We start from the raw sequence: 22,877 nt of genomic DNA, 5'->3' as shown, positions 1-22,877 counted from the left end.
GTTCGCCTTAGAGAGGAGCTTGGTTTAGATGGAGTTGACTGCAGCACATTGGATGTATTTGATTGGTACACTCGTTATTATCTTTACAATGCTATTCAGGCAGAATGTGGTGGTTCCGGCCATCCTCGTAACTTTTTTAGTTGGGTGGATCTTCAGTGGTTCATTCATCTTTGGACTTCAAACCATATTTAATGCCAGCTTGATTGCAGCAGGAGAGCTTTTCAATATTTTCCTGATTATTGCCATTATGACAGCACTTCTACATTCCCTTAAATCTTTGGGAACCGATGAACAAATGATTACTCCTTTTCAGCGGGTGATGAAAAACGGGCACATCTCGTTTTGGGTCATTGTGTTTGTCACTTACGCAATTTCCCTATTCTTCTGGCCGACTCCAGCCGTACCGCTTGTTGGTGCACTTTTAATTCCAGTTGCGATTCGAGCAGGACTTCCGCCGATTGGGGCAGCTATTGCCATTTCATTAGCAGGCCAAGGGATGGCGTTATCATCGGACTACATTATTCAGATAGCACCTTCCTTAACAGCGACCGCTGCCGCAGTTGATATTGGTACGGTTGCTGATCGTGGATTCATCTTATCGCTTATAACAGGAGTGATAGCTATCACTCTTGCTTATCTTTCAATCCGAAAACTTATCGCACGGCCATCAAATGAACATTTAGTAAAATGGAATGCCTCAGAAAATAAGGGCGGAAACACGGAAGGACTGTCAGAAGGCGGCCCTGTCACTAAAAACAAATACAGCTCGCTGTTTGCTATCTTAGTTCCAGGAACGTTTCTAGCCATCATCATTTATATGGTTCTGGCGAAGTTTTCAGATGTGCTACCATCACTAGAAGGTGGAGCAGGGGCCGCACTTATTGGTGGAGCTTCGCTGATACTGTTAATTGGAGCGTCTTTCTTCCTTAACGCTAGAACCTCTCTTCAAACGGTCAGTGACAATATCGTCAAAGGTTTCTTGTTTGCCTTTAAGGCGATGGGACCGGTTATTCCCATCGCAGGATTCTTCTTTATTGGTAGCGGGGAACTGGCTTCTAGGATCCTGGGCACACCTGCTGAAGAGACTCCTTCTTTCCTGTTTGACCTCATACTTGCAGGGCAGTCCTATATACCGGAAAGTTCTTTTATTGCAGGATTTGGGATCTTGCTTATTGGAATGATAACAGGCTTAGATGGTTCTGGGTTCTCAGGACTTCCTCTTGTTGGAGCGCTTTCTGGTGCCCTTGGTGAGAGTGTTGGTGTGGAAACTGCCACACTCGCTGCCATTGGACAAATGGGTTCTGTCTGGGTTGGCGGAGGAACCTTGATTGCCTGGTCCTCTCTTGTGGCAGTTGCTGGTTTTGCAAAGGTTCCTGTCATGGAGCTTGTGCGGCGGAGTTTTGTACCAGTCATAATAGGTTTGGTTGTAGCTACGTTAGTTGGACTGTGGTTATTTTAAAGTATAGGCGGCCTTCATTCTTTCAAGGATGGGGCCTTTTTACTGTTAAAGTTGGGTATGTATCTTTACATATGAAAATATAGGTGAAACCTTTTGCTCCACTTGTTCGTACTTTTAATATACAAAAATTAGTATCCACTTTTTCCGGAGGTTAATGCTATATGATAAAAAAAGTAATGAGCTACTTAAATATAGGTTCTCCCTATGTAGACTTGGTTCTAAATAATAGTGAGTTAAATCCAGGTGAAAAAGTAATAGGCTCCTTTCACGTGGAAGGCGGTTGGGCAAAGCAACACATCAAGCGGTTAGAATGTGACCTTGTAAAAGAATTTCAAGGAGATACGGTTGAAACAGTGGATGCTGTTACCACCATTCTCATGTCCAAAAGCATGAATGCAAATGAAAAGGCAGAATACCCATTTTGTTATCAACTTCCAAATCCATTGGAACCTTCGACAGAACATATAAGCTATCGTTTTCATACAAGACTCATTTTCCAAGATGATGTAAAGAGCATCGATCATGATGAGATAATTGTTCTTGGGCGAGAATCGATTAAGGCCTGACTCCTTTTGTGGAGGCAGGCCTTGATTCTTTTTCCCCTAAAAAGCACTTTTCATTAAAACCTCCCCTCTCGCGAATATTTATCAAAGAACTATGGCAAGGTATAAGTAGGAAATATGAGGTAAAGAGGTTATTGAATGGAGACTTCAAAAAAGGTTTTACTGACGGAATCTATTTCTAATAATATCGAGATGATTAAAGTCCAATTAGGCCACAGTTCTGATTTGCTAGAAAGAGAGCTTGTTTTGCCACATTTTAATAAGAAAGTTCATTTAATTTATCTGGACGGAATTAATGATACCTCGAAAATGGAGGAATACATACTATCACCAATAGGAACAATGTCTATAAAAGAAGAACAACCTGTCCCTTCAGTTATCGACTACCTTCGACTTCAAGTAATTCAAAGTATTAACATTAATACAGAAACAAGTAGAGATAAGGTAGTTAATATGCTCTTAGATGGGAATACAGCTATTTTTGTAGAGCAAGAAGCTGTATGCCTATTGGCTGATACAGCTAAATGGCCAGAAAGAAGTGCCCCTGAACCAAAAGCTCAACGGACTCAGACAGGGCCTAACATAGCCTTTAATGAAAGCAGTACGTTCAATCTTTCTCTCATAAGAAAGACCATCAAAAACCCATCGCTACGAGTAGAAAGAGTGATGAATCCAAATATACGAACTTCTATATCCATGGTCTTTATTGAAGGGGTAGTGGACAAAGAAATTCTAGACGAAGTAAGAAAGAAGTTAGATGAGATAAACATCCCTGTAGTTCTTGATGTTAACTTTTTGACTGAATCCTTTATGGACAATACAAATTCCAGTTTTCCTTTGGCCCTTTCAACTGATCGCCCGGATGTCGTATGTGGGGAAGTGCTTGGAGGGAAAATTGCTATAGTCGTAGATGGAACACAGTTCGTAATGATCGTACCCTCTGTGTTTATCCAATTCTTTCAGTCACCAGACGACTATTACACATTGAATAGAAGTACCCAAACAAGAAGATTAGGAAGGTTATTCTTCTTCATGCTTTCCGTACTTCTCCCGGGTCTGTATATTGCCTTTACTTTGTATCATCCAGGACTTATTCCTTCGAGCTTGCTGATTGGCCTTATCTCTCAAAGGGAAATTGTTCCTTTTCCAACCATTGTTGAAGTGTTTATCTTTTTTTGGCTTATCATTATTATCACTGAGGGTTCACTCCGTCTTCCTGCTGGAGTGGTACTGACAGTGACTATTTTCGCTTCTATTACATTGGGTCAGCAAGCTGTTGAGGCCCAACTTGTTCAACCAGCTACACTTGTAGTACTTGCTGCATCTTATGTATGTTCTAGTGTCGTACCTATTTACAGCTTAGCTCTTGCTTACAAACGGTTGACTTTTCGGTTTATTTTTCTGGCAACTATACTTGGATTGTACGGCGTGTTAGTGGGACTCATCGTACTTTTATTGCATCTTTGTTCCCTTCGGTCTTTTGGTGTGCCGTATCTATCACCTATAGCTCCTTTCCATCCACAAGACCAAAAGGATGCTATTTTCCGTTTACCAATTGAACACATTGTGAATAATGATAAATCCTTGTCTAAAGAGGAGCCCATGAGAAAAAAGTAAAGGTTGATGAATATTTTGTGGAAAAAAAACCTACTACCTATCATTACTTCTATGTTTTTATTAGGTACCAGCTTAATAATAGGAAAAAATGCAGAAGACTCCCTTATTACAAACTTAATCATTATTTCAGCTATTGGAGTAGATATAAAAGATGAGGAGTTTCTCGTAACTGTACAAGCCATTGATGCACCAGCCGTAAAAGACAGTGCTTCGGATAAATTAGGATATATCCTGTATCAGGAAAGCGGGAGAACCATTACAGAAGCAATGCAAAAACTCCACAAAACCTTTTCACGCTATTTATTTATGGATGATATAGAAGTCATACTGATAAGCGAGGAGCTCGCTAAAAAACGTGGCATTGATGATGTAATTAATTACCTGTTCTTAGAACAAACTATTTCTTCTAATATCTTTATTTTTGTCAGCAAGGCGGTAAGTGCCAATGATATCCTTGCAACGTTTAGACCCTTTGAAAAAGTATCTTCAAGAGGCATTGTGGATACGATAGAAAACATTGAGAATTACGCGTCCTTTGCTACCCCAGTCTACCCAAACCGCGTTAAGAACCTTCTGCTGAATTATCCGGTTGTGAATAATGTCATTCCTTATATCAGTCTGGCAGGAGATGTGGAGGAAGGAATATCCAAAGATAATACCGCATCCTACCAACCTAAGACCAAAACAGAGATCAATGGGATGTCCTATTTCAAGAAAGATAAACTGATTGATTTCTTAAGTACTGAAGAAAGCCAACATTTCCTATTTTTAATGGATAAAGTCAGGGAAGGTACGTTGGAGTCAAATTGTCCGGAAGGTCCTGGTTATTTTTCCTACCATTTAAAGAAATCAAAAACTAAATATGATGTAAGTTGGAATGGAAGTATACCCAAGATATCCATAAAAATTAAATCGAATGGAAGGATTATTGAATCCACTTGCAAAACCAATTTCGAGCATCCAAACATGGATCTCTTTAAATCCCAAATAAAAAAACAATTAGAAGCCTCCATAACAGAACTTATCGGAAAGAGTCAGGAAGAAAGACTGGATTATGTAGGATTTGGTAAACAAATCTACCTTGCCGCCCCGAGCAAATGGAGAAAAATTGAAGGCGAGTGGGAAAGTATTTTCCCAAACACTCTATTTGAAGTAAAGGTGGATGTATCCATAACGAGGTCCGGAGATGCCATATCATTAGATTAAAGTTAGGATGAAATTTCTATGAACGTTACCAAGATATCCATTTATCAGTTCTTTACCTTGATGACTTTATTTTTGCTCGGGTCTTCCATTGTTCTGGGACTCAACTTGGAAGCTGAGGAAAATGCCTGGATCATAAACACTGGAGCAGCCAGCACAGGCGTCCTCCTTTTCTTTTTCTATGCTTACTTATTAAAAAGGAATGGGTGGCCTGAATTTCATAAACTTCTGGAAATGGCTTTTGGAAAAGTACTTGGGAAAATTGCCTTACTATTGTACAGCCTCTATTTTCTTTACATTGCCATAAGGGTACTTAAAGATTTCGTCTATTTTATCGCCCAGACCTTTTTTTACAATATCGATCATTGGATTATTGTGCTTGTCTCTGTCTACCTCATCTGCTATGCGGCAATTCTAGGTCTTGAGGCAATTGCCAGGACATCGGAGATTTTGTTTGTCTTTACCATGCTTCTAATAGCATTGATTTTTTTCTTTTCATTCATGTCAGGGGTGACGATGAGGGAGAATATAAGTCCACTAATTGACTTGGAGATTTTGGATTTAAGCAACTGGGTTCAATATATTACATTCCCTTACGGTGAAATTGTGGTATTTCTAGTCTTGTTTCCGTTTCTGAATGACCATCAAAAACTAATTAAATACGGATGGATCTCAATTGTGTTCAGCGGGGCCCTTCTGATTTCCATTACCCAATTGATAATTGCCATCCTTGGGGCAAAGGTTTCCTCCCTCTATACCTACCCATTAGTAAAATCACTAGAAATGATTGAGGTTTTGGGTATTATCCAACATCTGGAGTTGTTGACTGCGTTTGCCTTTATCATTGTGGGATTTGTAAAAGTGTCTATATTCTTCATTTCCGGAGCAAAGGGAATATCTTATATCTTTCCTATTTTCCAAGATAAGTTTATAATATTCCTACTTGGCGGTATTGCTTTAGTTAGCTCTTTTATCATAGCAAGAGACCTTCCTCAACACATCTATATTGGATTGGAACTAGTCCCAACCTATCTTCATGTTCCATTTCAATTTATCCTCCCTTTGCTAATACTACTACTGACTTGGATGAAAGGGATGAAAAAGCAAAGAAAAGGAGTCAAAAAAGGGGTCTGACCCTCACCGCTCTAAAGCGATAAAGTCCCCCCCTTTTCCACTATTATTCAGCTGTCGGTAGTGTAAGCTTATATTTAGCGAAGCCGTTTTGGGAGGCTCCTCCGTATTGGATGGTGCCTTCTTCGGGTAGTGCATCGACTGCATCAGGTGAGGAGTCGAATGTTACGTTAACGGAATTGATAATTGGAGCAAATGTCCAGTTTCTGTCTGCTGATGGATCAATTTCACCTTGCTCTAAGATGTAGTCAATAATTGCCTGACGGTTCTCATCTGGGTACATTTCCACACCTGTATTATTGCGTACTCCCGGGAAGTTTCCACTCGCACGATAGTTATTTGTAACAACAATGAACTCTTGATTTAAATCAATTGGTTCCCCGTTATACTCTAGGTTTTTAATACGGTTTGCCTCTTCGTTCACAATAACCCCGTCTTTATTGTATTTCGCTGGTTCTGTCACATCAATCTCATACGTAACACCATCAATGACGTCATAATTGTAAGTTGGGAAGTCTGTATTAATCAATGATTGCTCACTGTTGTTGTTTGCATCGACTTGCTTAAATTGACCTGCAGACATTTCCAGCCACTCTTTTACGTCAGCACCTGTTACTTTTACAGTTGCTACAGTGTTTGGATACAAGTATAGGTCAGCTACATTCTTAATAGCAATTTCTCCTTGTGGGATGAACGTATAATAGCCTGCTCCGTTTCTTCCGCCTGCTTTGAATGGCGCTCCTGCAGAAAGGATAGGTGTTCCCTCATCTACCGTCCCTTGCAGTTGTTTCTCTATATACCATTTCTGTGCATTCGTTACGATTTGGATAGAAGGGTCATCTTGCACTAATGCAAAGTAACTGTGAATGTCGGCTGTTGTGGTCCCAACTGCTGTACGAACATAGTTTACCGTTCCTTCATGTGCTTCTCTTACCGCTTCTAGGATGGCTGTATCAGCTTCCACATCTTTTACATTCCTTAATGTTGAAGCAGAATCTGTCACTTTCCAATCACCTTTCACTTTAGAAAGCGTCAAGTCCATGATTCCTAAATTGTTGCCCCAGTTGCCAGGCATCACGACAGGCACACCATTAATGGTTCCTTTTTCAGTGTCCACACCAGGAAGGTCCTTAAAGTCTCCAGGGAATTTAAGATGATTGTGACCTGTGATTATGGCATCAATACCCTCCACCTTCGTCAAATCATAGGTAGCATTCTCTTCCATTTCTACATACTCTGTATCACCAATCCCAGAGTGTGCCAAAACGATAATGATGTCAGCTCCTGCTTTTTCCATTTTAGGAATGACTGCTTCTACAGACTGAACGATATCTTTTGTTACAATTTTTCCATCAAGATGTGCTTTGTCCCATTGCGTGATTTGTGGAGTCACCACACCCGTCACACCAACACGAAGAACTTTATTTCTTCCTTTATTATCAGTGAATTTTTTCTTAATGATTTCATATGGCTTTACATAATACTCGCTGTTATCCGCCCCATCATCATAGAATACATTCGCGCTCACATATGGAAATGGAGCTCCTTCCAATACCGTATCAAGAAAATCCATACCGTAGTTAAATTCATGGTTTCCAAGAGTGGCCGCATCGTAAGCTAGTAATTCCATAGCTTGAAATACTGGATGAACCTCACCTTTTTCTAGAACATCCACCTTAGCTTTATAGTCCCCTAAAGGATTCCCTTGAATTAAATCACCGTTATCAAAAAGCATGGTGTTCGCCGCTTCCGCACGCGCCTGCTTAATTAATGTAGCTGTTTTCGCAAGTCCAAAGTCTTGGACTTCCGCGTCCTTATAATAGTCATAATTGTATAAATGTGTGTGGATATCTGTTGTCCCCATCACTCTTAGTTCCACATCATGTTCCCCGGTTTTTGGTCCTTTAGGTGCAGCCTCCACCGAATTGAACATAGATGGTGTTGCAAGCAATGATACAGCCATCGTTGCAGCCAACACTTTTTTCCCTAGTTGTCGGAAAGCTTGTTTCAAGCCAAACAGCTCCTTTTTGAAATTTAGTGGTCATACTCTTCTAATTATAAGGAGAATTGTTAGTTTAGAAATAATCTGAAAGGACTGAATTTGACAATTTACAACAAAAACATTACAAGGAATTGGGTATTTATACTTGTTTTGTAAAACTACCTAATTAAACCAGGAGGCTTACGCGAATTTCTATAGGTATATAGTAAGTAGAAAGATACTCATATTAGGTTATTGTAACTATTTTAAAGGTTATTGTGACTTTTTCAGAGGTTATTATGACTTTTTCAGAGGTTATTATGACTTTTTCAGAGGTTATTATGACTTTTTCATTGATGATTGTGAGTTTTCCCATCGTCACTAACACACCTCCATAAAGACATAGAAAAAACCGCTCAGCGCACTCACACGCTAAGCGGTCCTCATCAAACTTCTATCGAATCTCTACTCGACCCTTTTCCCCAACTCTTACACTACCATCCTTAATCTCAACCGCTTCTCCAGCAGGCAAGTTTGTAAAGATGATTGGTGTGATGATGGATGTCGCTTCTTCTGACACAATGCGAAGGTTTACGTTTAGTAACGCTTGTCCTTGCTCTACTGTGTCGCCTTGTTCTACTAAACTTTCAAAGCCTTTTCCTTTTAGGTTAACTGTGTCGATTCCCACATGCACAAGGACTTCGCGGCCATCAGCCGTTTCAATGCCAATTGCGTGTTTTGTCGGGAACAGGTTCACAATTTTCCCTGCAACAGGTGATACTACTTTACCGTCCGTTGGTTCAATGGCAAAACCGTCACCCATCATTTTTTGAGAGAAAATTTTATCTGGTACTTCAGAAATAGGTAGTAGTTTACCAGTCATCGGCATTACTACGTTAAACTCAGCTGAAGTGGAAGTAGCAACTGCCCCAGCATCCGCAGATTCCTTTTCAGTCGTTGTCGCCACTTCTTGCTTCACTGGCGTTTTTCCACTTAAGATATCTTGAATTTGACCTTTAATTGTTTCAGAACGAGGTCCGAAAATCGCTTGAATATTGCGGTCGATTTGCATAACGCCCGCTGCACCTAATTTTTTCAGGCGCTCTTTATCCACTTGTTCCACGTCTTTTACACTTACTCGAAGACGAGTGATACAAGCGTCTAGATTTGTAAGGTTTTCTCTTCCACCAAGTGCTTCTAATACTCCGAATGGCAGTTCATCAACAGAACCGGAACCAGCTTCAGCTTCCTCCGTTTTTTCCTCACGACCTGGAGTCATTAAGTTAAACTTCTTGATCGCAAAACGGAATCCAAAGTAATAGATAACCGAGAATACTAGACCAACAGGAATTACCAACCACCATGCTGTCGCATTTGGAAGAATACCAAATAGAATGTAGTCAATGACACCACCGGAGAATGTCATCCCGATTTTCACATCTAAAATATGCATGACCATGAAGGAAAGACCTGCAAACACTGCGTGAATTGCGAATAATACTGGTGCTACGAATAAGAAACTGAACTCAAGTGGTTCTGTGATACCTGTTAAGAAAGATGTCAATGCCGCTGAACCCATGATACCAGCAACATATTTCTTGTTTTCAGGACGTGCACAGTGATAGATTGCTAGAGCTGCTGCTGGAAGACCAAACATCATGAACGGGAACTTACCTGTCATGAACGTTCCAGCCGTAAGCTCAGCACCGTCTTTTACCTGCTCCATGAAAATACGTTGGTCACCACGAACCAATTCTCCTGCCGCATTTGTATAAGAACCAAATTCAAACCAGAATGGAGAATAGAAAATATGATGCAAGCCAAATGGAATCAATCCACGTTCAATGACACCGAAAATAAATGCCGCCAACGTACGGTTTGACTCTGTCATAAAGTAAGAGAATGTATTTAATCCTTCTTGCGCGAACGGCCAGATGAAGTTCATAACCACCCCAAGTACAAGTGCGGAAGCTGCCGTCACAATTGGAACGAAACGCTTACCAGCAAAGAATCCTAAGTATGATGGCAATTCAATATTGTAAAATTTATTATACATATAGGCACCGAGCACCCCGGCTATAATACCACCGAATACCCCGGTTTGTAGCGTTGGAATTCCTAAAACATTCGCAAGTGCAGGGTCACTTCCAACCTGATCAGCGGTAACTCCACTGATTACACTCATCGTAACGTTCATAATTAAGTAACCGATCATTGCTGCAAGACCGGCAACCCCGTCTCCTCCGGCAAGCCCGATGGCTACCCCAATTGCAAAGAGTAGTGGCAGGTTGGAGAATACGATGCTTCCCGCCTGTTCCATGATTTGTGCCAATAGCACGATTGAATCTGCCTCTAGAAAGCCGAGGCGGCTAGTTAAGTTCGGGTTTTGCATGGCATTACCGAATGCAAGCAGGATTCCTGCTGCCGGAAGCAATGCGACAGGAAGCATGAGGGCTTTCCCGATACGTTGCAGTAAACCGAATGATTTCTTAAACATATGTGTTCCTCCTAAAATATTTGTTTATACAGTTATTGAACGGAAGCAAAACAAAAAGGCATGAGTGAAAAGAAAAGGTACACGAAGGAGAGGTAGATAGACTTCTACCGTGTTTCTTCGTTTACGCTTTCTTCCGCTCATGCCTGCATGACCAGTAACACGTGAAAAAAGTGTTTTGGATATTTATTGTTTTGCAAGCCTTTGCAAATGTAGGGTCAGGTATACTGCCTCAGCATCTGGGACTGGCTTGTGTAAGTTCTGCTGCATAATCTTAATCAATTTCCATGCTAGATTGTAGCACACAGGATATTCAGCTTGCAACACTTTTGCGAGCGCTTCCTGATTTTCTGGACGGTTCTCGTCTTTTTGCACCCTTTCAATCGACGCGTGAAAATGACGAATGAGCCGAAGATAGTTTACATCTGTCCGGTCAACGGAAATTTTCAGAGATTCCTCTATCACATCCACCATTCTGCTGATCAGCTGGGTATGTTTGTTGACCTCAGATAATTCGCGATTTGTTAACGCGCTATGGATGTGTAGGGTAATGAAACCTACTTCTCCCACTGGAACCGAAATCCCAATCTTTTCATTCAACCATTCCACAATTTCAAGTGCCACTGTATATTCTTTAGGGTAGGCGAGTTCCGTCTCCGTCAGGAAGGGATTTTTTATATCCAACCCTTGCTGAATTCTTTTCACGGCAAAATAAAGATGGTCCGTCAATCCAACATGGATATGTTCATTTAACCGAACCTCAAACCGTTTTTCAATCCGCTCTATACATTCATTCATCAAACCGATGAATGACTCATCGACATAACTAAGTAACTGTTTATATTGTTGCTGTTCTTCCTGATCGCGAAGTACAAAGAATTTTTCTGCGCTTTCTACGGAAATATCTTCTCCGGTACGTTTCCCAAAGCCGATTCCTTTACCTGTCAGGATTACTTCATTGTACTCCGGGTGGGCAGCAATCAACACATTATTATTCAAGACTTTCTTTACACGCATGACCATTCCTCCGGTGTATCTAAAACTGCAATATATACTAAAGTACGCTACGTGGGAGGCAGAGTCAAGCGAGCAATATTTCCAAATGATTCTTTCCTGATAAAACTGATCTAAATCCCGTTTTCCAACGTTAGGAAAGTAGGAAAGCCTTATTTCTTCTTTTAAATAGATAATTAAAGATATAATAAAGATAATCACATAAAAAAGGAGAAAACCTATGCAGAACAAGGACTCTCTTCTGTATGAGCGGATTAGGCAAAAAGATAAGTCCGCTTTGGAAGAACTGTACGACAGGTACGAAAAGATTTTGTATTCTTTTTTATTGAAAATAACGAATAATCATGACATTGCAGAAGAAGCAATGCAGGATGTCTTTATCAAGATTTGGCAGGGAACAGGAATCTACGATGAGTCAAAAGGTAAGTTCCGATCATGGCTGTTCACCATCGCCCGTAATAAAGCCTTGGATATTATTCGCAAGCAACAGAAGACACAAAGCGCCCCGATAGAAGATGTGGAACCATTCTTGCAATCTACCGACTCCACCGAAAAAGAGACAGAGTGGAAAGAAGAGCAAACAGTCATCAGAGAGGCAGTCTCCACTTTATCAGATGACCAAAGGAAGATGGTTCATTATATGTATTTCAAGGGGTATACCCAGCAAAAAATAGCCGAGTTGACCGGCATACCGCTTGGTACTGTTAAAGGAAGGATACGGCTGGCGCTTAAGAAACTGAAACCGTTACTTGCAGATAGGAGGGGGAGTATATGAGTCAGAAATGTGAGTTAGTGTTGGACTATTTCAATGGCCACCTAACACAAACAGAGAGAGAAGAATTTGAACAGCACTTAGCCACCTGTCCCGAATGTCAGGAAGAATTAATGGAACTTCAAGATCTGTTAGGAGATGTTGCCCTTGTGTCAGAGCAGGCCTCACCCCCACCGGAAATGAAGAAGCGCATTTTAGATAATGTATTCGCTGAAGATGTGAAACCAGAAAAAGCTACTGTAACACCTATTTCTTCTAAAAAGGAAGTTGAAACACCGGTTAGTAAAAATACAGCTTCGGGGAAACCTTGGCTTACTACATTGCTGGCCGCATCGCTATTGCTTTCACTGGTCGGAAACGGCTATTTGATGATGCAAAACGGTGAAGGCAGAGACTTGGCTGCTGAAGAACTGAAACAACCTGATAGCGTAGTTACATTGCAGCCATCAGCTGCTGCTGGCAGCGGGTTTGCAGCAATTTTCCAACAGGATCAGGCACTATCTGTCATGATTCAGACACAGGATTTACCTGAACTCACCGGGAACGAAGTGTATCAGGTGTGGCTCTTGAAGGACGGCGCACCAATACCTGCAGGAGACTTCACCCTAGATGATCAAGGAAAAGGGTATGTGTTCCATAACATTGGAGAGACGACAACGGAAGATTGGGATACCATCGCGATAACATTGGAACCTCAAAGTGGGAATGAATTACCTGAAGGGGAGATTCATCTTTCGGCGGGGTTGTGATTGATGAAGACTTCTGTCTCCAGATAATCTTAGCACTGACGTCTTCATGACCTTGATGAAGACATCTATCACCTAAAAATCTTTGAATTCCGGTCTTCAAAAGAACTATGAAGAATTCTGTTACCGAAAAACAGAGGTGGCCAGGACCTCATAACGTTTATGAAGACTCCTGGCCCCAAAAAGTTTAGGAACTCAAGTCTTCATTGGTCAAGATCACAAAGAAAAGCTCGGAGCGCCCCGAGCTTTTCTTTTGTTTATTCGTCGCTTTCCTCACCTTGTCTTGTAGTCTGGAAAGGTAGCGTTTCCCAAAAGCTTGTATCAACAGTATTAATCGATCCATCAGCAATGGCTTGAACTGTTGAATCAAGCGTATTCACCGTCTGCTTGATCAAGTATCCATTACTCTTCTGACCAAGAATAGCGGATGGATTTGTATGGTCTGACATTCCGCGCATTTCAAACAATAATGTCGCGATATCATATCTCGATGCAATTCCATTTCGGCCAATGTTGTCTGTATTCCCACCATTGTACTTGCCAAGATGCCCCCAGCCTTTTGACTCAATTTCATGGAACACAACTGCCCCTAATTGCTTGGACTGCTCCACTACAGCAGGATCAACATTAGGACTTGTCGGATGTAAAATAGACCCGGAAACAAGTTTCCCATCACGTTCACTCTGAGTTCCTTGATGATGTAAATCAATCAAGTAATCAATGTCATACTTCTCCAACACATTTGTATGAAGAGCGGCCGCTTCAGGTTGCATCGCTTCTACCGCTTTATCATGCTCACGATTTAAATCAAAGTTATTAGCATTTGCTCTCGTCAAATGACGGTCTCCGTCTGCAATGTAATCATCTGTTGAAAAATTCACATCTCCCATTGCGCCGTCTGCATTCAACATTGGTATCACAAGGATATTGACATGATCCAATACCGATTGATTTTTCCCGGTTCCAAGATGTTTAATAAATTCCATCGCACCCTCTGTTGTCAATTGCTCATTTCCATGTTGCTGAGTCAAAAAAAGAATCGTTGGGTTGTCCTCGTTCTTAATATATTTGGCCATGTAAATATCACGACCTTTTACTGTTTCTCCAATAACCTCAAGCTCCATCGCCTGTTGATTTGCTTCTTGTTTTAGTAAGTATTCTACTAACTCATCATATGTAGTAAGGATGGAGGTTTGGATAGATTCATTGCCATTATAGTTGGGACCATTTCCAACCGCACTTGTTGGAAGCGTTCCTGTTGTTAACGTACCAATTGTCATAACCCCTGTTAAAGATAACGCTAATACTGTTTTACTGATCTTTTTCATAATTTCCTCCTCATTTCATATATTTAGTGACCCTACATATTTCATACTAGAGTTTATTGAATAATCTGTAAATGAGGAAAAACTCCTTTCTTTCTACACGTTCAGACAATTTATAGATGGAAAGAACTAGACAGATAGACTTATGTAACCTTTTTTTATAAAAAAAAACGCATGGACCAAGTATCCAAGCGTTTACCCTCACTAATTTATTAAACTCTCCATATCACTTTGCTTTTCAAAAGCCTCTCTATCCAAACGCTTCAAAATCTCCACCCAAAAGTCTTCTTTTATTCCATTTCTACTGAGCGAATCTCTCTCTTCTGTCGTCTCCATAGAAGTATCTGTAATCACAAATCCCCGCACATGTTTTCCTAAGGTTTTGAGACAACGTTCATTGAATGCGACTAGAAACTCTACTTTTTCAAGAAACTCATTGTTCAGTTTTATCTTCGTTTGATCTGTCCCTTGAATTTCTGCTATCTTACGGTTAAAGACTGCTTCTGTTACAAAAGCCGCCTCTACGATGGAGTATCCATTATTTTCGTAGCGATCAAGGTTCATAGCCAAGCGATTATAGTCTTCATAATAGTTTATAAGAATATAACTGTCTTCACGAATAAGTTCTACCTGCGTTTCTGTCAGTGTTCTTGTTTGGATTATTTGCTGAAGGACTTCTTGTTTCCTTTGAAAACTTCCTATCAGCCGGGAAGTATCATTCATTAATGACTCAGAATGATACTGCGCATAACCTCGGGTTTCTTTAAATAAAGTAAAAGTAAAAAGGGAAAACACTAAGCCAATTGCTATCGCCCCTGCTATAAGCCACTTTCTCTGTTTGGCCATATTTATTACCCCCGTATCTTAACTTCCTCCAATAAATTCCCCAACATGTTTACTCATCTCTTCCGCATTTGTCCAGTGTAAATAATGATGGCCATCTAGAGGAACAATTTTATTTTTTTCTACATTCTCTAATTGTTTTTCATAAAAAGTCATTGTAGACCTTCCAGCAGGGTTTACCTTTTCGTCCTTCGGTGTAAAAATCATTACTGGTATATCGGTCGGTAACGTCATGTTAATCGTTTTTTCGATATTATTACTAATCTCATTTGCTTCCATGATGATATTTTTATTGTAGCCATTCCAGACAGTTAAAGTCTTCGTTAGTTCAAGATTTTCAGCAGAGTATGTCCCTTGTTCTGCCAATGGTAAAAAATCCTCCTCATTCCCCGCAACCACAATCCTTGCAATACCACTCGGAGCTACGGCCCTAAGGAAACCAGGCATAGTCGGAACAGGTACATCAAAATATTCAACGGCAGCCGGAAGTGTTGGATCAATTCCAACAATGGCCTTTACTTCCTCAGGATATGTATGGGCATAGTACGTACTATAGATTCCCCCAATAGAATGCGGCATCAAAATATAAGGGCCTTCAATTTCCGCTTCCTGCAACGCTGCCCTTACTTCTTCGACCACATTTTCTACCGTTCTATCCTTATCTGTCTTCTCGCTCCATCCATAACCAAATGGTTCTACGACTACCACTCTGTTACTCTTGCTTAATTCATTCATAAGCGGTTCAAAATCCAACACTGGAGCTGATGTACCCAATCCAGGAAGTAGAATGATAGTATTCGGACCCTTACCTTCAGCATGAACATGCATTTTGTTACCATCCACGTCCACCAATTGCCCAGTGGCTTCGAATTTGTTTTTCTCGAATAAAACCATTACTTGATGAAACACCACCCAGAGTGCAACCATACTAATTAAGCCTATTGATATATACTTAAATGCTTTGCGAAAACTGAATCTCTTTTTAGTGTTCATCTTTTCCTCAACTTTCTTTTATGAAAATTATATTCATTACCTATACGAAATGCACACTAATTTAGTTCCACAGTTTTTCCATTTATTTTTCCCAAAGCAACCTATCAAACGCATAGCTTAAACTAATACCAATTACTCTGTTCTCAGAATGATTAATTGACAGGTGGAGATTGTTAGAATGATCCACATACCCAATGACAGAGATACTTTGCTGTGAATCATTGTATGTATAAAAGTGGTCTCCATACTCCAAGATAACTTTCTCCATGGAGTCCCCTAACTCAACTCTGTTCTCAGCTGAGGAAGGATGGTTACTTATTCTACCTATAGATAAAATTTCATTGGTCTCTCTATCTACCCCCAACAAAAGTCCATTAATCCAATATTGATCATATTTCCTGCCTTGTGCAGAATAATGCTGATTATCTGGGTCCGGTTTTGCTCTGCCATATTTCTGCTGAAATGTTTCATTGGAAATATCCATACCCAATTCAATCCCATCGATAGTTTCACCTGATAGATTGGTTGATTCTACCTCTCTCATGTATTCATTGATTTCTTTCGATGTATTACATGCTGATGTAAAAAGAATAATGAATAAAACATAAATTATGTAAATTTTTCTATACCTTATCACTGGTTCATCACCTAATGTACGCTAAGATTTTTTGTACTGTCTCCCGTGATCTCTACATAATAAATACTTTCCAAATTAGAAAGCATGGTGGTAACCGGGGAACTCAACGTTACTTTTTCCGTTTGATGCTCTCCTGTAAAGACCGTTATTACAAAAGTAACCTCTTTGTCCGGGAGAAAATTTACATGATTAAAGTCCAGCGTGAACATATCCCCCTTCTTTATCTTGGAATTATCAGCATATTGACCACCACCACTTCCCCCTCTGTGTGTTCCATCTTGGGAATAGCTGACCTCATATCCGTAGACATCAACTTCGGTGTTATTGATAAGAGCCAAATGAAAAGTTCCTTCTGCTGGAATATCCGCCCTAGAGTATTGGTTACATCCAGATAAAATTAACAACATAACTGTGGTAATCAATGATACTTTTTTCAATTTCTCATCCCCCTTCGCACCCGTTATCTTTACATTAATTAACAGTATATTACCAGATTATTTATTGATTATCAATAAATTTATTTTGTTTTAAAACAAAAAGAAACTTATCTCTTGGTGTGAGACAAGTTCCTTTAACACAATATTTATTCGCTCTCAAATTCTAATCCATCCATAATCTCTACCGCTTTTATTACTGTCCATTGTTCTATCGGTAAATCAGGATTTTTCTTTAAATACTCCTGCATTATTTGATAGCCCATTCTATAGTTGGACCAACTAGGAAGCTCTTTGGAAATGCTACCATTGTTGAGCACACTGTAATCCTCCTCACTAATGGAGTATTTGTTCTCATCCATGTAGCTCCAGACTCTATCTCTTTCATCATTACTTAATGGCTCTATCCAATGAACTTCGTAATCGGGATAGAGAATTTTGGTGAATGTTTCCGCTTTCCCTTCCATAACAACTTTTTCTAAAAGATGAGCCGTGCGTGTGTTATAATCAGAGATTTCCATGTACACTAAGTGATGATATTCATGGGCAATAAGCTCTTTGATGCTTTTTTCTGTCATATTATATGGATCCAGCATGAGAATCATCGCATTCTTCTCCGCAAATCCTGTAACCCCATGAAACTCTTTTGTATCCACGTCCGAATTAAACGGGGCCAGATATATCTTATAATTCCCACCAGAAAGAAGGGAGGTTGAATTAGTCAAAGCTTCTTTAATAATTTCTACAATTTCTTTATGACGTTCATCCAATTTTACAATATAATCTTTTAATTTGTTTCTATTATAAGGTGGCTTAAAGTATATGCTATTCTGGTAACCATAATCATATCCCAATACTTCATTACTCAAAGGGTTTCCAACAACCTTCTGGAAATTGTCACTCCTTGCTTCAGCTGAGCTATATTCCTCGTTCAAATACTCAACATAATATCCATACCACGGATGAATTTCAAATTCCTGTCCATTGACTGAAAAAGTATCCACACTATTATTTTTCAGAACTAGTTCTTTTTCCTTCTCTACTGTCACCTCTTTTGTTCCACTCTCACATCCAGCTAGAATCAACAAACTTATTAAAAGAAAAATCCTCATTTACTCCCCCTGTTCTCCCCTTATTAGAATTAGAGCTCCAAGACCATCAATTCCTCGTCAAAATAGGTGTCATCAATTTTCAATCCATTTCTATCTATTCCATAAGTCACAAACCCCAGGGATTCATATAGACGTTTTGCAGGTTCATTGCTTGCTGTCACTGTCAGATAGACTTGTTCAATTTCCTTTAATTCTTTCGCTTTGTTTATAGCTACGTTCATGAGTGCTTTTCCAACGCCTAATTTTCGTTGATTAGGCATGACATACATTGCTACTATGGTAGCTCGATGCTTAATTTTCTTTTTGGTTTCACAAAGTAGGGTTACCGTACCGACCAAATTTTCTCCCTTAAAAGCTCCAAAGGTGTAGGTGTGGTCATTGCTAAATCTATTTCTGTATTTTTCAACAGTAAAATCTACTTCGTCTTCGTAACTGGAGCTGAATGCTTCCGGTTTATTTTTCAATGCCTCCAACCTAATGGTTCTATAACTTTCTGCATCAGTTGGAGTTAAATGTCTTATTATCATAGGTGTTCTCCCCTTTGCTTTTTAAGGGCTCTACTGTATTAGTTCCCCACTGCATCGCTTTCTTCAATTACTATTTTTAGTAATATTACCATGTCGTCCTCTTTTATTATTCTGTTAATGGATTCTTCATTTTGAAAATCAATACTTGAAATCGAGTCTTTTTCCGTCTGTCTATAAGCAGCAAGAATGATGGGTTCTCCTATCTTTAATGCAACTTTGTCTTCTCCAATGGCATTTTCCCAAGAACTCATACTATTAGTACTCTTTTCTTTTTCAATAATAGAAGGATGCGTACTTACACCAGGTGCATATAAAAATACTAGTGTATCTTCATCATAAGGATTTATCATCCCAAAACCTAGACTTCCCTCTTCCAAATTATTGGGGCTATTACCGTAGGATAACTGTGTTATTGGCTCAGAATCTTTGACCCCGTCTATGTATCTCTCTACCCATATATTTACCCATCTTTTATCTGCATCCGGGAGGTGAAAATCGAAATCTGAGATGTAACCTAGGTTTAGATTCTCGAAGGTTTGATGGTAGTCTGAATCTGTATTCAGTGCAATGGTAGGGTCTTTTTGATCTTCGAATTGAGAGCATCCTGAGATGAAGAGGATGGTGGCGAACATGATACTAAAAGACAGGAAGTATCTCCGCGAATTAACCAATCTCATATTAGTCTTGAAATTCATAAATGACCCTCCTTCTTTACTTTAAGTTACTTATCTTTATCCATCTTCTTTATGATAATGTCTAGTTTTTGTTCAATATTATTTAATCTTTGATTCTTATAAGATGCATTAATAAGCAGTCTTCTGATAAATAGAGTAAAAGAAATACTCCCTATTATTATCAGTCCAACAACAACAAATTGAAAAATAGCATCACCCATTTAGATTCCCCTCCTTCTCTTACCGTTTTCCCTTTCTTTGCAGCTTTTCTGGTGTAAAGAAGCCCTCTCTCTTACCGTTTTCCCTTTCTTTGCAGCTTTTCGGGCGTAGAGAAGCCCTCTCTCTTACCGTTTTCCCTTCATTGCAGCTTTTCTGGTGTAGAGAAGCCCTCTCTTACCGTTTTCCCTTTCTTTGCAACATTTTGGGAGTTGAGAAACACTCTTCGCTTCTATATCAACTCAAATCGGTCTAAAATCACAGCCGGCACATTCAACTCAGCTCAGCCCTAATCCACCGCTCCAAATCCACTCAATTCCAAAATCTCATCCGCTCTCATCTCGGTCCATTCCCCTAGAGTAAGTTCTGGATTCTCCATCAAGAAATCTTCCATAATCCGATAGCCTATTCTGTAGTTAGACCATTTAGGAATGCCAGATGATGGCTGTCCCATATGTAGCACCGTCACATCTTCCATTTCATAGGAACCCTTATTTTCTTCAATGAAACTCCAAACTTTTTCCGTCGCTTCAGGACTTAGAGGTTCAATCCATGCTACATCATAGTCCGGATACACCAGTTTTCCAAAAGTGTCCGCCTTCCCCTCCATGATTACCCGGTCTAAGAGATGTTGTTTACGATAGGACCAGTCGGAAACTTCCATGGTTACTACATGGTGGAATTCATGCGCAATAGTTTGTTTAATGCTTTTTTCCGTGTACTTTCGCGGATCGATTTGCAGAACCATGACATCTTTATCCGCAGCAAACGCCACAACCCCACCCATTTCTAAGTAATTAAAATCCGGACTGTGTGGCTGAAGATAGATTCTGACCTTTTCGCTTCCTGTCAGTAAAGCGGTGGAGTCCTCTAACCCCTCTTTTATAAATCTACTAATCTCCTCATACTGATCATCCAGCTGTACAATCATTTGTCTAAGGATATCCGTATTGACTGGTGGAGCGTAGAAGGGATCATCCCTGGAGGAATATTCATACCCATAAATTTCTTTACTAAATGGCTTCACAACGTGTGTTGAAAACAGTTCCTCCCGATCACCTTTCGTCGCTTCAAGCTCTTCCATAAAGTCTATATAAGGTTGATGATAAGGAATAATTTCAAACGTTTGCCCATTAGTGGTGTATGTTTCCGAGGTTCCATGTTCTAGTATCACTTTTTCCTGAACATCTTTCACAACGGCTGCTGTTGCATTTTCACTCACGTACAAATCTTCAAATACTAGATCCGTATTAATCTCACCAAACTTAATCTTTATATTTTGGTTCTCTGTCATATAATGAAGCGCCTTGCTGTCTCCACTTCTTTTTTCAAAAATAAGGCTGGCAAGTTCATAATTGTACCAAGGTTTTTCCGTACCGAAGTTTCGTGGACCTTCATTAATAGCATTGATAATTTCTTCAATTCGTTCCTTGTCATCAATGACAGTCACACCCTGATTTGGCATTCTAATTGTTAGTTTAGTATAGTCCTCATCCATAACTTTATGGTGATGAAACCAGAGGACGAAAAGTATTGGTACGATTATTACTATTAATATTTTGCTGACTATTGTTTTCAATTAATATGTAATGCCTCCTTACTATTAACTGTTTATTCACTTTCGTCTATATACGATTTACAGATGAAAAAGTTTCCAATCTTTTTGTAAAAAATAAAAGACGCAGAAGATTTTACCTTCTGCGTCTTTTTAAAATAACCTTTTTACTTACACCCTCAACATCCCACGGAATCCCCGTGCACCATAATAAGAGTCCGCTCCATTATGGTACAAGAAGACGTGATTAAAGCGACGGTCACAGAACAGTGCACCGCCAAGCTTTCTAATTTCATCCGGTGTTTGCACCCAGCTGGAAGTTTTTAGATCGAATTCTCCAAGTTTTTGTAACTCGCGATATTGCTCTTCTGTCAACATTTCAATGCCCATTTCAATTGCCATATCTATGGCACTATTTTCAGGCTTAAACTTTTTTCTTGCCTCTAGTGCCGCACGATCATAACACACACTTCTTCGTCCTTTAGGACTCTCCTTAGAGCAATCGCAAAATATAAACTCATCCTTTTCCTTATCATAACCAATGACGTCTGGTTCCCCTTCGGTACGCTCCATTTCAGAGAGTGACCAAAGTTTTTCTGGGCTATTTTCTAACTTTTCCTGAACTTTATCCCATTCAATTTCTTCATGGCGTTGAATGTTTTTGTCAAACCGCTTCTTTAATAAGGAAATCAGTTCTTCTGTTTGTTCGAATGATAGATTCTTTTCACTAGTAGAAGTATTTGTCATATGAGTTCACTCCTGTGTCAATTATTTAAGCAGAACCTTTGCTCTTAGCACATCCAAGTTTATTATATCGTTTGTCTCGTTATTAAAAGTGGTATAAATGTACTATATTAAATAGTATAGGAGATATCTATGAAAATAAACAAACAACAGCTATTCGAAATTATCACTGCCAAAGATCAATCTGCCTTTGAAGTATTTTATGACCAATATGAGGTATTTCTCTATCAAACGGTTCGTTGCCAAGTCTCTTCAGCCGAAGAAGCGGAACGCATTCTTAAAGATGCCCTCAAATCCATATGGAATAACCCTTCTTTACTTCACACATTTGAAGAAAGTAGACTCTCCTCCCTGCTGGCAAAATTAATCTTTTCCATACTATTAAATCCTTTAAAAAAATTGTCTTGAATCGTTAGAGTTTGTTAAAATATTTTTCTTTAAATTTCAGACTCAGCTCGCTCCACACATCAAATTTATTCCCATCGAGATCTTCAAATACAAAATTTCTTCCCATGTGACCTCTATTTTCTATCTCGCCTACTTTGATTCCTTGCTTAACGAAATCATGGTGCATATTCTCTAATGCGCTTAGACCATCTACTTCAAATGTTAAAGAGAAGCGCACCTTTCCACTTGCATCTATAAAATTCGAGGTTTGACCTTCTTTTGCTTTTACCAGAAACAGACTTTGCTCTGCGAGGTTAATAATTGCTTTGTCTTCATCTTGGTAGTTCATTTCCGCTCCCAACTTACTTACATACCAATCAGCAGAAGCTTTTACATCTGCAACCGGAATATATGTCGTCCCTACTCTCCATAATTTCTCGGTCATTTGAC

The 22,877-nt window shown here is 39.6% G+C and carries 24 protein-coding genes; 8 read left to right on the top strand and 16 right to left on the bottom strand.

Annotated features, from left to right (window positions below; translation table 11 throughout):
- Positions 1 to 28: 28 nt before the first annotated feature.
- From LC091_RS17225 to LC091_RS17205, 5 genes are all read left to right on the top strand, one after another.
- Positions 29 to 1,459 carry a hypothetical protein gene (locus LC091_RS17225; RefSeq protein WP_226683264.1) on the top strand — a complete coding sequence of 477 codons (1,431 nt, stop codon included), beginning with the start codon at positions 29 to 31 and terminating at the stop codon, positions 1,457 to 1,459.
- A gap of 161 nt (positions 1,460 to 1,620) precedes the next feature.
- Complete coding sequence (locus LC091_RS17220) at positions 1,621 to 2,025, top strand: sporulation protein (RefSeq protein WP_226683263.1); 405 nt, start codon at positions 1,621 to 1,623, stop codon at positions 2,023 to 2,025.
- Between the two features lie 135 nt (positions 2,026 to 2,160).
- Positions 2,161 to 3,639, top strand: a complete 1,479-nt coding sequence (locus LC091_RS17215; RefSeq protein WP_226683262.1) for a spore germination protein — start codon at positions 2,161 to 2,163, stop codon at positions 3,637 to 3,639.
- 6 nt (positions 3,640 to 3,645) lie between these two features.
- Positions 3,646 to 4,845, top strand: coding sequence for a Ger(x)C family spore germination protein (locus tag LC091_RS17210; RefSeq protein WP_226683312.1), 1,200 nt, complete (start codon positions 3,646 to 3,648; stop codon positions 4,843 to 4,845).
- A gap of 18 nt (positions 4,846 to 4,863) precedes the next feature.
- Positions 4,864 to 5,976 carry a GerAB/ArcD/ProY family transporter gene (locus tag LC091_RS17205; protein ID WP_226683261.1) on the top strand — a complete coding sequence of 371 codons (1,113 nt, stop codon included), beginning with the start codon at positions 4,864 to 4,866 and terminating at the stop codon, positions 5,974 to 5,976.
- A 43-nt stretch (positions 5,977 to 6,019) separates the two neighbouring features.
- Here LC091_RS17205 and LC091_RS17200 read toward each other — a convergent pair whose 3' ends face one another.
- From LC091_RS17200 to glcT, 4 genes are all read right to left on the bottom strand, one after another.
- Positions 6,020 to 7,936 (bottom strand): bifunctional 2',3'-cyclic-nucleotide 2'-phosphodiesterase/3'-nucleotidase, encoded by a 1,917-nt coding sequence (locus LC091_RS17200; RefSeq protein ID WP_226683311.1) that lies wholly within the window; start codon positions 7,934 to 7,936, stop codon positions 6,020 to 6,022.
- Between the two features lie 265 nt (positions 7,937 to 8,201).
- On the bottom strand, positions 8,202 to 8,336 hold the full coding sequence (locus LC091_RS20450; protein WP_264179369.1) for a hypothetical protein: 135 nt from the start codon (positions 8,334 to 8,336) through the stop codon (positions 8,202 to 8,204).
- A gap of 72 nt (positions 8,337 to 8,408) precedes the next feature.
- A complete protein-coding gene (gene ptsG / locus LC091_RS17195; RefSeq protein WP_226683260.1) occupies positions 8,409 to 10,451 on the bottom strand; it encodes a glucose-specific PTS transporter subunit IIBC in 2,043 nt (680 codons plus the stop codon).
- A gap of 183 nt (positions 10,452 to 10,634) precedes the next feature.
- On the bottom strand, positions 10,635 to 11,465 hold the full coding sequence (gene glcT, locus LC091_RS17190; RefSeq protein WP_226683259.1) for a glucose PTS transporter transcription antiterminator GlcT: 831 nt from the start codon (positions 11,463 to 11,465) through the stop codon (positions 10,635 to 10,637).
- A gap of 217 nt (positions 11,466 to 11,682) precedes the next feature.
- On the opposite strand from glcT, the gene LC091_RS17185 reads away from it, so the two are divergent.
- Both LC091_RS17185 and LC091_RS17180 read left to right on the top strand, forming a co-directional pair.
- A complete protein-coding gene (locus tag LC091_RS17185; protein ID WP_226683258.1) occupies positions 11,683 to 12,237 on the top strand; it encodes an RNA polymerase sigma factor in 555 nt (184 codons plus the stop codon).
- Positions 12,234 to 12,983 carry an anti-sigma factor gene (locus tag LC091_RS17180; protein ID WP_226683257.1) on the top strand — a complete coding sequence of 250 codons (750 nt, stop codon included), beginning with the start codon at positions 12,234 to 12,236 and terminating at the stop codon, positions 12,981 to 12,983. The genes LC091_RS17185 and LC091_RS17180 overlap by 4 nt, the downstream gene beginning before the upstream one ends.
- Positions 12,984 to 13,237: 254 nt before the next feature.
- Here LC091_RS17180 and LC091_RS17175 read toward each other — a convergent pair whose 3' ends face one another.
- The 11 genes from LC091_RS17175 to LC091_RS17125 form a co-directional block, all read right to left on the bottom strand.
- Positions 13,238 to 14,308: a M14 family zinc carboxypeptidase gene (locus LC091_RS17175; protein WP_226683256.1), complete on the bottom strand. Its 1,071-nt coding sequence runs from the start codon at positions 14,306 to 14,308 to the stop codon at positions 13,238 to 13,240.
- 201 nt (positions 14,309 to 14,509) lie between these two features.
- Complete coding sequence (locus tag LC091_RS17170) at positions 14,510 to 15,151, bottom strand: hypothetical protein (RefSeq protein ID WP_226683255.1); 642 nt, start codon at positions 15,149 to 15,151, stop codon at positions 14,510 to 14,512.
- Positions 15,152 to 15,169: 18 nt separating this feature from the next.
- Complete coding sequence (locus LC091_RS17165) at positions 15,170 to 16,141, bottom strand: alpha/beta fold hydrolase (RefSeq protein WP_226683254.1); 972 nt, start codon at positions 16,139 to 16,141, stop codon at positions 15,170 to 15,172.
- An 82-nt stretch (positions 16,142 to 16,223) separates the two neighbouring features.
- Complete coding sequence (locus LC091_RS17160; protein ID WP_226683253.1) at positions 16,224 to 16,685, bottom strand: hypothetical protein; 462 nt, start codon at positions 16,683 to 16,685, stop codon at positions 16,224 to 16,226.
- Between the two features lie 104 nt (positions 16,686 to 16,789).
- The gene (locus LC091_RS17155; protein WP_226683252.1) at positions 16,790 to 17,215 is read right to left on the bottom strand and encodes a hypothetical protein; all 426 of its coding nucleotides are present in this window, start codon (positions 17,213 to 17,215) and stop codon (positions 16,790 to 16,792) included.
- Positions 17,216 to 17,361: 146 nt separating this feature from the next.
- Complete coding sequence (locus tag LC091_RS17150; protein ID WP_226683251.1) at positions 17,362 to 18,324, bottom strand: DUF2268 domain-containing protein; 963 nt, start codon at positions 18,322 to 18,324, stop codon at positions 17,362 to 17,364.
- A 29-nt stretch (positions 18,325 to 18,353) separates the two neighbouring features.
- Complete coding sequence (locus LC091_RS17145) at positions 18,354 to 18,851, bottom strand: GNAT family N-acetyltransferase (protein WP_226683250.1); 498 nt, start codon at positions 18,849 to 18,851, stop codon at positions 18,354 to 18,356.
- Positions 18,852 to 18,889: 38 nt separating this feature from the next.
- A complete protein-coding gene (locus tag LC091_RS17140) occupies positions 18,890 to 19,546 on the bottom strand; it encodes a hypothetical protein (RefSeq protein WP_226683249.1) in 657 nt (218 codons plus the stop codon).
- A gap of 26 nt (positions 19,547 to 19,572) precedes the next feature.
- A complete protein-coding gene (locus LC091_RS17135) occupies positions 19,573 to 19,746 on the bottom strand; it encodes a DUF4083 family protein (protein WP_226683248.1) in 174 nt (57 codons plus the stop codon).
- Between the two features lie 284 nt (positions 19,747 to 20,030).
- The gene (locus LC091_RS17130; RefSeq protein ID WP_226683247.1) at positions 20,031 to 21,320 is read right to left on the bottom strand and encodes a DUF2268 domain-containing protein; all 1,290 of its coding nucleotides are present in this window, start codon (positions 21,318 to 21,320) and stop codon (positions 20,031 to 20,033) included.
- Positions 21,321 to 21,467: 147 nt separating this feature from the next.
- Positions 21,468 to 22,043 carry a DUF4256 domain-containing protein gene (locus tag LC091_RS17125; protein ID WP_226683246.1) on the bottom strand — a complete coding sequence of 192 codons (576 nt, stop codon included), beginning with the start codon at positions 22,041 to 22,043 and terminating at the stop codon, positions 21,468 to 21,470.
- 129 nt (positions 22,044 to 22,172) lie between these two features.
- Between LC091_RS17125 and LC091_RS17120 the strand changes: the two genes are divergently transcribed.
- On the top strand, positions 22,173 to 22,448 hold the full coding sequence (locus LC091_RS17120) for an RNA polymerase sigma factor (RefSeq protein ID WP_226683245.1): 276 nt from the start codon (positions 22,173 to 22,175) through the stop codon (positions 22,446 to 22,448).
- Between the two features lie 4 nt (positions 22,449 to 22,452).
- Here the strand turns inward: LC091_RS17120 and LC091_RS17115 are convergent, their stop codons facing one another.
- Positions 22,453 to 22,872: a VOC family protein gene (locus tag LC091_RS17115; RefSeq protein WP_226683244.1), complete on the bottom strand. Its 420-nt coding sequence runs from the start codon at positions 22,870 to 22,872 to the stop codon at positions 22,453 to 22,455.
- Positions 22,873 to 22,877 lie beyond the last annotated feature (5 nt).

Source organism: Sutcliffiella horikoshii, from assembly GCF_020524325.1.
Taxonomy (GTDB): domain Bacteria; phylum Bacillota; class Bacilli; order Bacillales; family Bacillaceae_I; genus Sutcliffiella_A; species Sutcliffiella_A horikoshii_D.
Note: the sequence above shows the minus strand (reverse complement) of the source record. Positions and strands in the feature narration are given on the sequence as shown.

What these genes read in the sequence shown, in the direction of transcription:
- LC091_RS17135 (WP_226683248.1), bottom strand. Translation starts at nt 19,746, where the DNA reads ATGGGTGATGCTATTTTTCAATTTGTTGTTGTTGGACTGATAATAATA.
- LC091_RS17125 (WP_226683246.1), bottom strand. Translation starts at nt 22,043, where the DNA reads ATGACAAATACTTCTACTAGTGAAAAGAATCTATCATTCGAACAAACA.
- glcT (WP_226683259.1), bottom strand. Translation starts at nt 11,465, where the DNA reads ATGCGTGTAAAGAAAGTCTTGAATAATAATGTGTTGATTGCTGCCCAC.
- LC091_RS17115 (WP_226683244.1), bottom strand. Translation starts at nt 22,872, where the DNA reads ATGACCGAGAAATTATGGAGAGTAGGGACGACATATATTCCGGTTGCA.
- LC091_RS17145 (WP_226683250.1), bottom strand. Translation starts at nt 18,851, where the DNA reads ATGATAATAAGACATTTAACTCCAACTGATGCAGAAAGTTATAGAACC.
- LC091_RS17205 (WP_226683261.1), top strand. Translation starts at nt 4,864, where the DNA reads ATGAACGTTACCAAGATATCCATTTATCAGTTCTTTACCTTGATGACT.
- LC091_RS17220 (WP_226683263.1), top strand. Translation starts at nt 1,621, where the DNA reads ATGATAAAAAAAGTAATGAGCTACTTAAATATAGGTTCTCCCTATGTA.
- ptsG (WP_226683260.1), bottom strand. Translation starts at nt 10,451, where the DNA reads ATGTTTAAGAAATCATTCGGTTTACTGCAACGTATCGGGAAAGCCCTC.
- LC091_RS17160 (WP_226683253.1), bottom strand. Translation starts at nt 16,685, where the DNA reads ATGAGAGAGGTAGAATCAACCAATCTATCAGGTGAAACTATCGATGGG.
- LC091_RS17215 (WP_226683262.1), top strand. Translation starts at nt 2,161, where the DNA reads ATGGAGACTTCAAAAAAGGTTTTACTGACGGAATCTATTTCTAATAAT.
- LC091_RS17165 (WP_226683254.1), bottom strand. Translation starts at nt 16,141, where the DNA reads ATGAACACTAAAAAGAGATTCAGTTTTCGCAAAGCATTTAAGTATATA.
- LC091_RS17210 (WP_226683312.1), top strand. Translation starts at nt 3,646, where the DNA reads ATGAATATTTTGTGGAAAAAAAACCTACTACCTATCATTACTTCTATG.
- LC091_RS17185 (WP_226683258.1), top strand. Translation starts at nt 11,683, where the DNA reads ATGCAGAACAAGGACTCTCTTCTGTATGAGCGGATTAGGCAAAAAGAT.
- LC091_RS17200 (WP_226683311.1), bottom strand. Translation starts at nt 7,936, where the DNA reads ATGGCTGTATCATTGCTTGCAACACCATCTATGTTCAATTCGGTGGAG.
- LC091_RS17120 (WP_226683245.1), top strand. Translation starts at nt 22,173, where the DNA reads ATGAAAATAAACAAACAACAGCTATTCGAAATTATCACTGCCAAAGAT.
- LC091_RS17180 (WP_226683257.1), top strand. Translation starts at nt 12,234, where the DNA reads ATGAGTCAGAAATGTGAGTTAGTGTTGGACTATTTCAATGGCCACCTA.
- LC091_RS17140 (WP_226683249.1), bottom strand. Translation starts at nt 19,546, where the DNA reads ATGAATTTCAAGACTAATATGAGATTGGTTAATTCGCGGAGATACTTC.
- LC091_RS17150 (WP_226683251.1), bottom strand. Translation starts at nt 18,324, where the DNA reads ATGAGGATTTTTCTTTTAATAAGTTTGTTGATTCTAGCTGGATGTGAG.
- LC091_RS17225 (WP_226683264.1), top strand. Translation starts at nt 29, where the DNA reads ATGGAGTTGACTGCAGCACATTGGATGTATTTGATTGGTACACTCGTT.
- LC091_RS17175 (WP_226683256.1), bottom strand. Translation starts at nt 14,308, where the DNA reads ATGAAAAAGATCAGTAAAACAGTATTAGCGTTATCTTTAACAGGGGTT.
- LC091_RS17170 (WP_226683255.1), bottom strand. Translation starts at nt 15,151, where the DNA reads ATGGCCAAACAGAGAAAGTGGCTTATAGCAGGGGCGATAGCAATTGGC.